Source organism: Sphingobium sp. TomTYG73 (genome assembly GCF_055394245.1).
The window spans coordinates 439,655-451,844 of record NZ_AP027339.1 but is presented as its reverse complement, the minus strand read 5'-3'; the positions used below and the strand labels follow the sequence as shown (position 1 = coordinate 451,844).

11 protein-coding genes and 1 tRNA gene are annotated in these 12,190 nt (G+C 58.9%); 4 read left to right on the top strand and 8 right to left on the bottom strand.

The window, feature by feature from the left end; translation table 11 throughout:
- Nucleotides 1–3: 3 nt before the first annotated feature.
- From ACZ5TH_RS02415 to thyA, 3 genes are all read right to left on the bottom strand, one after another.
- The gene (locus tag ACZ5TH_RS02415; RefSeq protein ID WP_449474599.1) at nucleotides 4–1,008 is read right to left on the bottom strand and encodes an alpha-ketoacid dehydrogenase subunit beta; all 1,005 of its coding nucleotides are present in this window, start codon (nucleotides 1,006–1,008) and stop codon (nucleotides 4–6) included.
- A gap of 217 nt (nucleotides 1,009–1,225) precedes the next feature.
- Nucleotides 1,226–2,560 carry a thiamine pyrophosphate-dependent enzyme gene (locus ACZ5TH_RS02410; RefSeq protein ID WP_464794480.1) on the bottom strand — a complete coding sequence of 445 codons (1,335 nt, stop codon included), beginning with the start codon at nucleotides 2,558–2,560 and terminating at the stop codon, nucleotides 1,226–1,228.
- 105 nt (nucleotides 2,561–2,665) lie between these two features.
- A complete protein-coding gene (gene thyA, locus ACZ5TH_RS02405; protein ID WP_464795037.1) occupies nucleotides 2,666–3,556 on the bottom strand; it encodes a thymidylate synthase in 891 nt (296 codons plus the stop codon).
- A gap of 244 nt (nucleotides 3,557–3,800) precedes the next feature.
- Between thyA and ACZ5TH_RS02400 the strand changes: the two genes are divergently transcribed.
- Both ACZ5TH_RS02400 and ACZ5TH_RS02395 read left to right on the top strand, forming a co-directional pair.
- Complete coding sequence (locus ACZ5TH_RS02400; protein WP_464794479.1) at nucleotides 3,801–4,082, top strand: JAB domain-containing protein; 282 nt, start codon at nucleotides 3,801–3,803, stop codon at nucleotides 4,080–4,082.
- Between the two features lie 99 nt (nucleotides 4,083–4,181).
- Nucleotides 4,182–4,258, top strand: a tRNA-Pro gene (locus tag ACZ5TH_RS02395).
- Nucleotides 4,259–4,348: 90 nt separating this feature from the next.
- On the opposite strand, the gene ACZ5TH_RS02390 is transcribed toward ACZ5TH_RS02395, so the two are convergent.
- The 3 genes from ACZ5TH_RS02390 to ACZ5TH_RS02380 all read right to left on the bottom strand — a co-directional run bounded on the left by ACZ5TH_RS02390 (nucleotide 4,349) and on the right by ACZ5TH_RS02380 (nucleotide 7,159).
- Complete coding sequence (locus ACZ5TH_RS02390) at nucleotides 4,349–5,344, bottom strand: tyrosine-type recombinase/integrase (RefSeq protein WP_464794478.1); 996 nt, start codon at nucleotides 5,342–5,344, stop codon at nucleotides 4,349–4,351.
- The gene (locus ACZ5TH_RS02385) at nucleotides 5,332–5,715 is read right to left on the bottom strand and encodes a helix-turn-helix domain-containing protein (protein ID WP_464794477.1); all 384 of its coding nucleotides are present in this window, start codon (nucleotides 5,713–5,715) and stop codon (nucleotides 5,332–5,334) included. The genes ACZ5TH_RS02390 and ACZ5TH_RS02385 overlap by 13 nt, the downstream gene beginning before the upstream one ends.
- Nucleotides 5,716–5,854: 139 nt before the next feature.
- Nucleotides 5,855–7,159, bottom strand: coding sequence for an AAA family ATPase (locus tag ACZ5TH_RS02380; protein WP_464794476.1), 1,305 nt, complete (start codon nucleotides 7,157–7,159; stop codon nucleotides 5,855–5,857).
- A 546-nt stretch (nucleotides 7,160–7,705) separates the two neighbouring features.
- Between ACZ5TH_RS02380 and ACZ5TH_RS02375 the strand changes: the two genes are divergently transcribed.
- A complete protein-coding gene (locus tag ACZ5TH_RS02375; RefSeq protein WP_464794475.1) occupies nucleotides 7,706–8,344 on the top strand; it encodes a recombinase family protein in 639 nt (212 codons plus the stop codon).
- A 603-nt stretch (nucleotides 8,345–8,947) separates the two neighbouring features.
- Entirely contained in the window at nucleotides 8,948–10,003 is a 1,056-nt protein-coding gene (locus ACZ5TH_RS02370) for a DUF4917 family protein (protein WP_464794474.1), read from the top strand.
- Between the two features lie 326 nt (nucleotides 10,004–10,329).
- Here ACZ5TH_RS02370 and ACZ5TH_RS02365 read toward each other — a convergent pair whose 3' ends face one another.
- Together ACZ5TH_RS02365 and ACZ5TH_RS02360 are read right to left on the bottom strand one after the other, a co-directional pair.
- Nucleotides 10,330–10,830, bottom strand: coding sequence for a hypothetical protein (locus ACZ5TH_RS02365; RefSeq protein ID WP_464794473.1), 501 nt, complete (start codon nucleotides 10,828–10,830; stop codon nucleotides 10,330–10,332).
- Nucleotides 10,831–11,403: 573 nt separating this feature from the next.
- Nucleotides 11,404–11,919 carry a TetR/AcrR family transcriptional regulator gene (locus tag ACZ5TH_RS02360; protein WP_464794472.1) on the bottom strand — a complete coding sequence of 172 codons (516 nt, stop codon included), beginning with the start codon at nucleotides 11,917–11,919 and terminating at the stop codon, nucleotides 11,404–11,406.
- Between the last annotated feature and the right edge of the window lie 271 nt (nucleotides 11,920–12,190).

The window sequence follows — 12,190 nt, the reverse complement described above, 5'->3', positions numbered from 1 at the left end:
CGCTCAATCCCTCATGATCTTGTTGATCGCTTCCCTGATCCGCACCGGCCCAGGAAAATAGGCCCATTCCAAACTATGCGGATAGGGCGTGTCGAAACCCGTCACTCGTTCGATCGGCGCCTCCAGATGATAGAAGCACCGCTCCTGCACCAGTGCGCTCAACTCCGCGCCAAAGCCGCTGGTCCGCGTCGCCTCATGCACGATGAGGCAGCGGCCGGTCTTCTTCACCGACTGTTCGATCGCCTCGATATCCAGCGGCACCAGCGTACGCAGATCGATGATCTCCGCGTCCACGCCCATCTCCGTGACGGTGCTTTCGATCACATGCTCCATCGTACCATAGCAGAGGATGGTCAGCGCCTCGCCTGCCCGCACCGTGCGCGCCTGCCCCAGCGGCACCCGATAATAGCCCTCCGGCACCATCGCGCCGGGGTGCCCGGCCCAGCTTTTCGCAGGCCGGTCATAATGGCCATCGAACGGCCCATTATAGATGCGCTTAGGCTCAAAGAAGATCACCGGATCATTATCCTCGATCGCGGCGATCAGCAGCCCCTTGGCGTCATAGGGGGTCGACGGGATGACAGTCTTGATCCCCGACACATGGGTAAAGATGCCTTCGGGCGACTGACTATGCGTCTGCCCCCCGAAAATCCCCCCGCCAAAGGGCGACCGCACCGTCATCGGGGCGATAAACTCCCCCGCCGACCGATAACGCAGCCGCGCCGCCTCGCTCACCAACTGGTCGAGCGCGGGGTAGATATAGTCGGCGAACTGGATTTCCGGCACCGGCCGCAACCCATAGGCCCCCATCCCCACTGCGACGCCGATGATCCCGGTCTCAGTGATCGGCGTGTCGAACACCCGATTCTTGCCAAATTTCTTCTGCAACCCCGCCGTCGCCCGGAAAACGCCGCCAAAATAGCCGACATCCTCCCCCATGACGACGACATCGGGATCACGCTCCATCATCACGTCCAAGGCGCTGTTGATCGCCTGGATCATGCTCATCTGGCGGGTGTCAGTCATTCCCCTCGCCCCTTCAGGGGAGAGGGATGCGCAGACTTGGCGGCTCTGCCGCCTAGTCGAAGCTGGGAGAGGGGGAGAGCGACGCATCCCCCTCTCCAACCTCCGCTAGCTGGCAAGCCAGCAAGCTCCGTTATCTCGGCCAGAGTTACGTGCCTCTGGCCGACCCCTAAAGGGGCGAGGAAAAAGGACCATACCCCCCTCACAACCCAGCCGCCTTCGCTTCATCCAGCATCTGCCGCTGCTGCTCCCGCAAATGCCAGGGCATCTCCTCGAACACGTCTTCAAACATGCTCTCCATCGGCTGATGGAGCCCATGCCCCAAAATCCCGTTCTTCTCCGCTTCCTTCGCAGCCTCACGCACCTGCTCGGCCAGTTCCTTGTCCATCGCCGCCTGCCGTTCCTCGTCCCAGATGCCGATCGCGATGCAATGCTGCTTCAGCCGCGCGATCGGGTCGCCCAGCGGCCAGTGGCTCCCTTCGTCGGCCGACCGATATGCGCTCGGATCATCGGACGTGCTGTGCCCCTCGGTGCGATAGGTGAAATGCTCGATCAGCGTCGGCCCATGATTGGCCCGCGCCCGGTCCGCTGCCCAACGCGTCGCGGCATAGACCGCCAGCGCGTCATTGCCGTCGATCCGCAGGCCCGCAATGCCATAGCCGATCGCCCGCGCAGCAAAGGTCGTCGCCTCCGCCCCCGCAAAACCGGAAAAGCTGCTGATCGCCCACTGGTTGTTGACGACATTCAATATGACCGGCGCACGATACACGCTGGCAAAGGTGCAGGCGGAATGAAAATCCCCCTCCGCCGTCGATCCTTCCCCGCACCATGTCGCCGCGATCCGCGTGTCACCGCGCGCCGCGCTCGCCATGGCCCAGCCCACCGCCTGCGGATATTGGGTGGCAAGGTTGCCGGATATCGAGAAGAACCCCGCTTCCCGCGCTGAATACATGATCGGCAGCTGCCGCCCTTTCAGCCGGTCGCCCTTGTTCGAATAAATCTGGTTCATCATGTCGACCAGCGGCCAGCCGCGCGCGATCAATATCCCCTGCTGGCGATAGCTGGGGAAGCACATGTCATCGCTCGCCAGCGCCGCCGCCGCGCCGATCGACACCGCCTCCTCTCCAGTCGACTTCATGTAAAAACTGGTCTTGCCCTGCCGCTGCGCGCGGAACATGCGCCCATCGAAAGCGCGGGTCAGCGCCATACCGCGCAGCATGCGGAGCAGCATCTCGGGTGGCAGCTTCGGGTCCCACGGCCCCACCGCGCGCCCTTCCTCATCCAGCACGCGGACAAGGTCATAGGCCATTTCCCGCATCGTACCCGCGTCCGCGGCCTCATCGGGCCTGCGCGAGGTTCCGGCGGAGGGAATGTCGAAATGACTGAAATCTGCTTCATCGCCTGGCCGAAATTGAGGTTCCGGCACATGCAACCGCAACGGTGGCAGGTTTCGGCCGCCCGCCGAAAGCTGCTCTCCGGCATTCTTGCCGCCCTGAGTCCCGGCCTTTCCAGCGCCCGAACCGTTCCGGTCGCCCATCCTGCCTCCTACTCGCATTTGCAATATTATTGCTTGTAGCAATTATTATATTACAACGCTTGCGGAAAGCAAGAGTTCCGTTTTCCCGCTATTTCCTTCTTGAATTCAAACCGCCACCGGCGCTGCAATGTGACTCTGCGGCGCATAATCCACCACTTCGAAATCCTCGATCCGATAATCGAAAATGCTCTCCGGCCGCCTCTTTATCTTCAGCTTCGGGGCGCCTTCCGGCATACGGCTGATCTGCTCCTCAACCAGTTCGGCATGATTGAGGTAAAGATGCACGTCACCACCGTGCCAGACGACTTCCCCCGGCTCCAGATCACATTGCTGCGCCAACATCCGCGTGATCATCGACAGCCCGAAGATGTTGAACGCAAATCCAAGGCCAAGGTCACAACTGCGCTGGAACAGCAATCCATTCAGCCGCCCATTCGACACCTGGAACTGATAGGTCATATGACAAGGCGGCAGAGCCATCTGCGCCACTTCCGCAACATTCCACCCCGTAAAAAGCAAGCGCCGCGATCCCGGGTTGTTCCTGATCCCCTCGACCAGTTCAGCAATCTGGTTATGCCCCTTCTCCGCTCGCCGGAAGAGCCCGTCACCAACCGCTTCATAGCGCGGCCAGTTCACCCACTGCGCCCCATAGACCGGCCCCAGATCGCCCCACCGTCCCGCAAAGGCCGCATCCTCGATAATCCGCGCTTCAAAATCGTCCCGGCTAATGTCCTCGCCTGTAGCCTTGCGATAGGCATCCAGCGGCCAGTCCGTCCAGATATGCACCCCTTGACGCACAAGCTCACGGATATTGGTGTCGCCCGTCAGGAACCACAGCATCTCCCGCGCGGCCACTTTCCAGTAAACGCGCTTGGTCGTCAGCAACGGCACCGCATCATCAGCCAGCGAAAAACGCATGCTCGCGCCCAGCAGAGATCGCGTGCCCACTCCCGTCCGGTCGATCCGCTCGTCCCCCTCCGTCCAGATACGGCGCATCAGGTCCAGATATTGCTGTTCGTAATGCGCTTCGGCCGGAGTGACGGTACTGGTCAACGGGGGTTCTTTCCTGCTGCGACGATTCCAAACTCGCCGCCCCCGCTTTAGCCGAGCGAACAGCCGCTAGCCAATCTTGCTTTCGCTTCGGATCATTCTACCCGCCTTCCCCTCCACAGTGGAGACAGTTGGCAGTGATCACTGATCGGCCCGGCCGCATCCTGTCGTAATGACTATAACCGCAAGCATGCAATTCCTGGTCCTCGACGATGATTGGCGCCCCGTGCACCGCGTGGATAGCAATGAAGATTGGCGTTGTATCGTGCAGGAACTGTTGCTGCGCGGTAGCCACTGGCTGGCAATCGAACAGCATCGCCCCGACCAATGCTCCCCCTATCCATGTTGGAGCGACATTCGCCTGTCACGAACCATTGCTCGCCGCTTCCGGCCCATGGAGGTCAAGCTTGCCGATCATATAATCCGGGGCACCGCGAACCAGTTCAGCTTTCGCGCGGCAGGCCTATTATGACCATGTCAAAAAAAGCACCCCCAGCCGCTTGCCAGCCCGAAAAGCCCCCTCTATAGACCCCGCCTGCCCAGCGGCGTTGCAAGCAATGCCGCTATCGGTCGGGGAGTAGCTCAGCCTGGTAGAGCACTGTCTTCGGGAGGCAGGGGCCGGAGGTTCGAATCCTCTCTCCCCGACCATTTTCCTCAACAATAAAGCGTGGAATTCCTTGGGTTTCAAGGATTATCAGCTGCTGGGGAAGACAGGGCCTGAAGGTTCTGTTTGAACCTTCACTCGTTTTTTCGGCGCTGAGCAACCTTTTCTCCAACATGCGCGAGGAAGCCAGGCGAGAACCGGGCATAGTGCTTCTGTGTCGTCCGGTCGTCGTCGTGTCCCATGAACTGAGCCAGCTCAGCCATTGAGACTCCTGCTTCCGCAGCCCAGACTGCCCCTGTGTGCCGGAGCGTGTATGGCGTCGCTTTCACCCCGCTGCGCTCGCTGGCGGCCTGGAACGCTTTCTTGATGCTCTGTATCGGCTGAGCGCCCCGTTCGATGATCGCCGTCCCCTGCCGAGCAGCGTAGGCCGGTACTAAGGCGTCGTAGAGATCGGCGTTCATCGTGACGACAGGGCGTTTCTTCGAAGTCTGCTTCCGACCGGGTGGATTGAGCTGAATCTGACGTCGTTCAAAGTCAACCTGACGCCACTCGAGCTCAAGGATCGCACTCGGCCTGGCCATGGTGTAAAGGCCAAGAAGCACATATAGACGGGCATGGGGAGCTTTGACAGCTGCGAAGAACCTCTCGAACTGGTCACGCTCAAGATAGCGGATCTGGTATTCGTCCTTCCCCGGCAGCCAGATCTTAGGCTTCCTTGCGATGTAGCCCTTTGCGTCAGCCCAGTTTAGTGCCGTCGACAGCATCAGGAGTTCATACCTTGCCGTAGCGTCGGCGACCGGTCGTTCATCCCGATAATCCTGGCACATTTGGCGATCTATCAACGACGGATCGACGTTTTCCCAAAACGGTCTCATCGCCTTCCATGCATCTTTGCGACGCTGCAGCGAGGGTGGCTCGCTCAGTGCCAAATCCGCGATGTAGCCCTCGATGATCCGCCCGGTCGTCCATGGCGTGTCATTCGCCTGCTCCCACAGCTGTCGAGCCTCCGCCTCAGCGGTTGGGCGATCGGCAGAAGATAATTGGCGGCGATGACGCTTCTCGCCTTCATACCAGATGATAGCGTATCCGCCCCGAAATCTTTGGACCGTGTATGGTGTCAGCTGCGACATTCGAACCTCGCAACTTCTTCTGCGGGGATGCGGATGAGGTCGCCGATACGGAAATGGCTCAGCGTCCCATTTCGGATGAGGTTGCGCACAGCACCATCGGAGCACCCCCATCGGGCCGCAAGCGAGCGCACGGAGAACGGCGGTGCGCCGACCGGCAAGGCGGTATCGTCACCATATGTTTGGGCCTGCTCCGATCCAATCCTGCCGAGCGCTTCAACTCTGATGCCTGGAAGAAGATCTGCGGCTTCGGATGCTACAGCGCCGGCGGCAGCGGCTCGCTTGAGGTCATCCAGGGTTGCCTGCTTGGACTGACTGGGCGAAGCGGCTTTGATGCGCCCCTTCCTGCTTAATAACTTGTCGTGATAACTCAAATTTTCCTCCCTGGAGTGTCTTCACGACACCCCAGGAATTATTCCTCATCCCTCTTTTTGGCGTGTGGAGGCGCTCTCCACCGATCGGCATAGCGGGAGGTGTTGATCACCTCGGCGGTCGAAGTCCGATCGGGTCACTTCAGGCAGCCAACGCCAACGACGGAAGATTTATAACGGAGATTTTTCCGGTTCGTTGGACCTTGAGCGCTTGAGTTTTGGTGAGCGAGCCAATGGCGTGTGCGAGAGTCCCGCGTGTTGTGCGCTTTTTTTTAGACGCGTCGCCAATCATGCTCGCCAGTGCGGGAATTGAGGAAGATTTCTCTCGGAACTCGGCTTCGATTTGTTCGCGAGTGAAGGTCTCGCCGGTCTTGCCCCCATCGGTGATATTGCGGATGAGTTCCACAACGGCGTCCAGTTGGTCTCCATGTTCCGCCACCGTAGCAACGGGGGCCGTCGGATCCCAAGCAGCACAGACCCCCGGAACTTTTGTAGTCAGGTCTTCGAAAGCTCCCTCCGCCAGCCGCCGCAGTACCCTCGGCTTGAAGTCAGCGCTTTTGGAATTCGCCTTTACGACGTTCGCGATGACAATGTCGCGGCGCCGCAACTCTGGATATGCTCGGTGAACTTCGGAGAGATCTTCGGTGTCGCCTGCGAGCCGAAGCTCCACTGCCGTTCGAGGAGTGGTCGACCACATGGCCGAGCCCCGAAGTCGGTCCACGGCGCCATCGAGCGGATCGCCATCCTTGATCGCCGCACCCTTAGGTGTGTGCCCCACGATCGCCCAAAAAACACCTTGGCGGTGCGAGGTCCGATTCACGCGGAACAGGAAGTCCGTCGTCGCCTCGCTGTTGGCGAGTTCGAAACCGGCCATCGAAACAGCAGAATCCATAATGACGCCGACGATGCGATCATCATCTCCGACAGAGTCATTCCATTTTTGAATGAATTCTTCGATGCCTTCCAGGGTCGGAGAAGCATGAAGCCTGCTTCTGCGACCCTTGAATAGACTGGGGTTTGGCGCGGTGAATTCGTCCTCGTCGAGGCTCAGGAAGGGGATCACATGGATCCTGTTACAGAGCTCCTCACAATCGATGTTCGGATACTCAGCCTTCAGTGCCTTGGCGATACCGCTAAGACGAAGGAAGATGTGTTCGCGCAGATCCTCGGCAGATAAAACGAGAATTTGACCGCGCTTGTGGATTTTTGCGTCCAGCCAATGCGATGGCCCGCTGTCCTGCCGTGCAGCTATGTGCGCCGCCATCCAGAGAAGCAACTGGGTTTTCCCGGTCGATCCCGGACCGAACCATATGGATGCTCCGGTTTTAGGAAGAAGGCCCTCTATAGCATATTCCATGAAATGCGGCATGGTCGCAGCGGCGCCGGCTTTAAATGAGCCTGCGACAGCATTAGCGGTCCATGTTCCCGGGAATTTTTCCTTTTTCATCAATCACCTCCGCCGCGCGCAGTAGCGAGGGGGCATTAATGATTCCCTTAAGGTGCTGAAAAACCCAGCAAATCGCTACAGCTGATTTTATACACGGTTTGTCTAATTTATATTGCAAATCTGCTGAAGTTCTGAAGTGAGTGATTGCAATGCCTTTGGGCTGCTATGGGCTGCTAACGATAGCCTTGTTGGCGGTAACTGGCGTTTTTCTGGAATCAAACGACAGGACCGACAACAGGGTATCGGAGCGATGCAACCTCGATGGCTGCAGGACGATGCTCTGATGGAGCCTATGTGCGTGGTCCGACCTGACCGACATTATGGCATTGCCGCCCGCTACTCCGCTCTGATCCGAATACCAACTTAGGGCTCAGCGGGCGCCATTCACGACGCGGAATTCATCCAAATACAGGTCAACAAGTTGAACCAGAAACGTCTGCGGTCCAAAACTTCCAAGTTTTCGCCCGGTAATGAAATACGGCAAGCTGCGGGCCGAAAGATACCGAAAATGACAAAGGACTAAGCTCAAGAAGTTCAGGGTAGGAATTGACCCTGGAGGAAAAAGAATTGAGCCGAATTGCATATTTTCGCGTATCGACTGCCGATCAGTCGGTCGAAGCACAGCGCACCGCAATGCATGGTACTTTCGATCGGGAGTTTATAGACGTAGCGGTGAGCGGTGCCATCATGGCGCAAGATCGTCCCGGTTTTGCCGAAATGCTTCGGTACGTCCGTGAGGGCGACACACTGCACGTGTACGCGGTGGACAGACTCGGGCGTGACGCGATCGACGTGCAGGCCAATGTGCGCGCGCTCATCGACAAGGGCGTGACTGTCGATATCCATGGCCTCGGTCCGGTCCAGGGAACTGTAGGCCAACTGATAGTCGCTGTCTTGGCGCAGGTGGCTGCGATGGAGCGGGCGCGAATTCTGGACCGATGCAATGCCGGCAGGGCTGCAGCCAAAATCTCGCTCGCGGAGACTGGCTCTACACACCGCGGCAAACCCAGCCTCGGCCGCCTGCCAGTTCAGGATGCCGTCGTCGTCCGTAAATGGCGGACAGAAAACAAGGCGAGCATCAATGGAACAGCGAGGCAATTTGGCATTTCACCCTCTACGGTCAAACGCTATTGCCGCCACAATACTGATCGCGGTCAAACTACCGCAGATCGGCCGGAGAATTGAGCCGATGCCGCCCCCTTCAGGGACGACCATGACCAGGCGCCGCTCGCCAAGCGACCGGCTTCTCCTAGTCGGCAGGCGACTGTCCGGTCCGCAGCCAAGTCGCGGGAATAGCTGACGCTCGTTCGGAGTCGGCTGTCGACCACACTACGCAAGCGCCCGAAACCCTTCACAGAGCCGGTCGTCCCCCGCTTAAGGTTTGAACGGCAGTTTCGGACAGGACTTGCCAGTCGACGAACGCGGCGCCGCCTCGCAGCAACGCGCCCAAATAACAGGCGTTCGATACGCGATCGAAGCTTTCTGAAACCCGCCCTTCGTTCCGGAGAGGACAACAGGATGGGATCGAGTAGGAAGCAGTCTTTGACGCGTCACTCTGAGGTGCGCTCTGTCAAATGGTGTATCGTCGCCCAGAGGTTTGACGTCCATGCTGGCGAGAATGGCCCGATAGCCTCTCGAGCTCAGCTGTGAGCCGCGCATATCAGCTGGCGTTACCACCAGGAAAACAGGCTCGATTGCGGGTCGTAACCGCGTTAGACCACTGTAACTATTGAGACGAGAGGAGGGTCGGGGTCGTGGAACTTGCGGCTCCGAGAGTGAGGCTACTTGATGACGTTCGACGAGGCGATCGGGGACAGCAAGCAGTTCAGCAAGCGACACCTGCTGCTGGGCAATGGCTTTAGCATCGCCTGTCGGGCCGACATCTTCCACTACGGGTCACTATATGATCAGGCCGACTTCTCTGCGGCTCCCGAACTAGAGCAGGTGTTCGGGGCCTTGGGTACCAAGGACTTCGAGGCGGTGATCCGCACGCTGGAGAGCGCGGCGACCATCCTGCCGGCCTACGTGGCGGACGGCGGAGCGGCCCCGCAGAAGATGCTCGACCACGCGGCCATGCTGAAGGAGATTTTGGTCCAGACGATCGCCGGCAACCACCCGCATGTTCCGTCCGAGATCCCCGACGACAAGTTCGACGCCTGCCGCCGTTTCCTCTCCCACTTCCTGTCGGGCGACAGGGCAGGCTGCGTCTTCACTCTGAACTACGACCTGCTGCTGTACTGGACGCTGATGCACGACGATCCGTTCTTCGGAAACACCGCCGATCTCGCAAAGAACGACGGCTTCGGGAACGACGAAGACGAGCCTGATGCTGAATATGTCGTATGGCAGGGCGAGACGAACGCGCACAGCGCCAGCGTCATGTTCCTCCACGGCGCGCTGCACCTGTTCGATTCCGGCAAGGATCTGCTCAAGTACACATGGGTGCGCAGGGGTGTGCCCCTGATCGACCAAGCCCGCACTGCGCTGGCCGGAAACAAGTTCCCGTTGTTCGTGGCCGAGGGCACCAGCGCCCAAAAGAAGGCCAAGATCCGGCACAACGCCTATCTCTATCAGGGACTGAAGCAGTTCACCGCCAATGTGACCAAGGGAACGCATTGCTGGTTCATCTTCGGTCATTCGCTGGCGTCGAACGACGATCACATACTCACCCGCATTGGACGCGGCAGGTTCAAGAAGCTGTATGTCGGCCTCTATGGCGATCAGTTGGAACCGTGGAACCAGGACATCATCGCGCGCGCGAACTGGCTAAAGGGCCTGCGCCACGACAAGTGGCCGCTGGAGGTCGAGTTCTACGACGCCGAGTCTGCGCACGTATGGGGCTGATCGGGCCGCATATTTGCAGAGCGCGGCGGCGGCCGCATACGGGATCAGATCCATCGCTAGCGCAGCAGGCAGGCCGAGCGCGGACGCTTCCCGGCTGTGGCACGATCTCCATGCCTATCGTCGACTACCCCATGCCGAGTTTATTGGCGCGTGCAGGGCCTAGGCGTTCAATGTTGCATCGGGCCGGCGCGCGGTTGCGGCCTAAGCTTACACCTATCTGCTCCGGCAGCTAAAATATGATGATACGGACAAGGATCGCAATGTGGCGTCATTGGTCGGAGCCCGTGCCATGATGGCAACGACCTGACCAACGCTGCCGTCCATCGTCACGCGACTTCGCCCCGCTCTGCCTTGATCCTCTCAATATGATCGAGCGTCTCGTCCACCGCCAGGACGGCGCGGATTTTTGCTGCTTCCAAGCTGCTGCGCCAATGGGGAATGGAAGGGCTGTAGCCGTCCGGCCCCTCGGCCACATGGCGCGCATGGATTGACCAGCGGCCACGAGACTGAGGGTGAAGCGTCAGTAGTACACCCTGAATTTCCGCGGTCAGGCCCCCATTGTCGCGTTCGGTCCATTGTGTCGCCTGAGCGATGCGGCGCGCACGCGACTCATCGCGCTGGAGCAGGGTCAGGATGACATGCATCTCACCCGAGACCCGCGCATCGGCACTTGCCATCCGCTGGATGCTGCGCAGGATGGTCTTCAACTCACGCTTGTCGCCCAATTCGGACAACAAACCTGCGAAACTGCTCTGATTGAGTTCGAGGCCCTCGATCGCGGAGCGCAGCGCCTCGGCCTCGAGACCTGACGGGTCACAAGCTTCCATAGTTCATCCTTGAGATTTGTTGCCTGTTCCATATACGACAAAACGTCGGAATTTTCAAGTCCTAAGAACTTGCTTTACGGCCAAGGTGATCGGGCCGAGCTCGGATCGGTAGCCGTGGCAAGGTGAGCGCTGGCGGCCAATCCGCAGAGATGTCCACCCTAATTGGCATTTCTCCTGCCGACCAACTTACGTCATCCGGTAGAGAGTTTCTGAAGGACAGATTCAATACTGAAACCTGCCGCTCGCCTTCTAAGAGGTGGACAGTTCGCTGCGCGTCAATATGGCCCGTCCAGCCGACAAGGATTTCAGCCCGGCACCTGTTGTTCGTTCATTTATTTGACCGAAGCAGCGGCGAAAACATACGATCGAGTTCACTTACCGAACATATTCATGCAAATGTCGTCATCGAAGAAGCTACCTCGCCGCCACGAAGAGATGAGGCCCAGATCCTTTAACCATATTACGAATGTGACGTTAACTTTGCTGCCCTCGATCTTCAGCCTCGCGAAACCTGGCCTGATGTTGGAAAGAGAATCCGGCAGGGCGTGCAGAAGCGGAACTGGATAGACGGAGTCACCTGTCGCGAGGCTGGCCCCACCGTCTCGTAAAAATACTCGCTATCCGCTCTGCGGCCTTTCGATGAGGCTCGACATTCGTCCCGTCAAAGGCCTGAAGCTTGGTGTGACCCACTATGCATTCGATAACCGTCCGCGCAATGTCACCCGCCTCCTGTTCAGAGAGATCGCAATCGCCACAGGACTGAATGGATTCCGGCAAACCATAATGGCCTGCCGTTGTGACGACCTCATGATAAATAAGCGCGAGTTCGGGAAAGCGCCCTGCCTCCATAGCAAGAAGAAGGCCAATAGCGCTGATGTCATCGCGATCCATCGCTTCCAACATTGCGATTATGGCGACCTTCAGCACATCATATAGGGTTGATCCTGGAGGGGCGAAGCGCGGCGGATTGGTGACCTTCCAGAGAGCAGCCTTCCATTCGATGATCGCCCTGAAAAGATCTGCCTTGTCGGGATAGCGAGCATATAGCGTATTGGGCGCGACGCCCGCGACCTCGCCGATCCGCTTCATGGATGTCGCCCCGTACCCAAACTCAAGAAACAGCTGGAGTGCCGCGTCGAGGATCGAGACGGTTATCGCGCGTTCTCCGTCGCGAGACGGCCTTCCCCGCTTACCGGTCGGTCGAGCTACGATGGGCAATGCGACCAATTATCAACTCCTATCTGCCGCCTACTTCGGCCGTTTGCTCAGGCATGTAGTCGCGTACATGCTTTTTGCGACCGCCGCATAAATCAATGCCATGCCGTCTCGCGCAACACAACGCTTGCAATTTATAAAATAG

Coding starts and splice junctions, on each gene's coding strand:
- ACZ5TH_RS02410 (WP_464794480.1), bottom strand. CDS start 2,560: ATGGGCGACCGGAACGGTTCGGGCGCTGGAAAGGCCGGGACTCAGGGC.
- thyA (WP_464795037.1), bottom strand. CDS start 3,556: ATGCGCCGTATCTGGACGGAGGGGGACGAGCGGATCGACCGGACGGGA.
- ACZ5TH_RS02400 (WP_464794479.1), top strand. CDS start 3,801: ATGCAATTCCTGGTCCTCGACGATGATTGGCGCCCCGTGCACCGCGTG.
- ACZ5TH_RS02370 (WP_464794474.1), top strand. CDS start 8,948: ATGACGTTCGACGAGGCGATCGGGGACAGCAAGCAGTTCAGCAAGCGA.
- ACZ5TH_RS02360 (WP_464794472.1), bottom strand. CDS start 11,919: ATGAAGCGGATCGGCGAGGTCGCGGGCGTCGCGCCCAATACGCTATAT.
- ACZ5TH_RS02365 (WP_464794473.1), bottom strand. CDS start 10,830: ATGGAAGCTTGTGACCCGTCAGGTCTCGAGGCCGAGGCGCTGCGCTCC.
- ACZ5TH_RS02380 (WP_464794476.1), bottom strand. CDS start 7,159: ATGAAAAAGGAAAAATTCCCGGGAACATGGACCGCTAATGCTGTCGCA.
- ACZ5TH_RS02390 (WP_464794478.1), bottom strand. CDS start 5,344: ATGTCGCAGCTGACACCATACACGGTCCAAAGATTTCGGGGCGGATAC.
- ACZ5TH_RS02415 (WP_449474599.1), bottom strand. CDS start 1,008: ATGAGCATGATCCAGGCGATCAACAGCGCCTTGGACGTGATGATGGAG.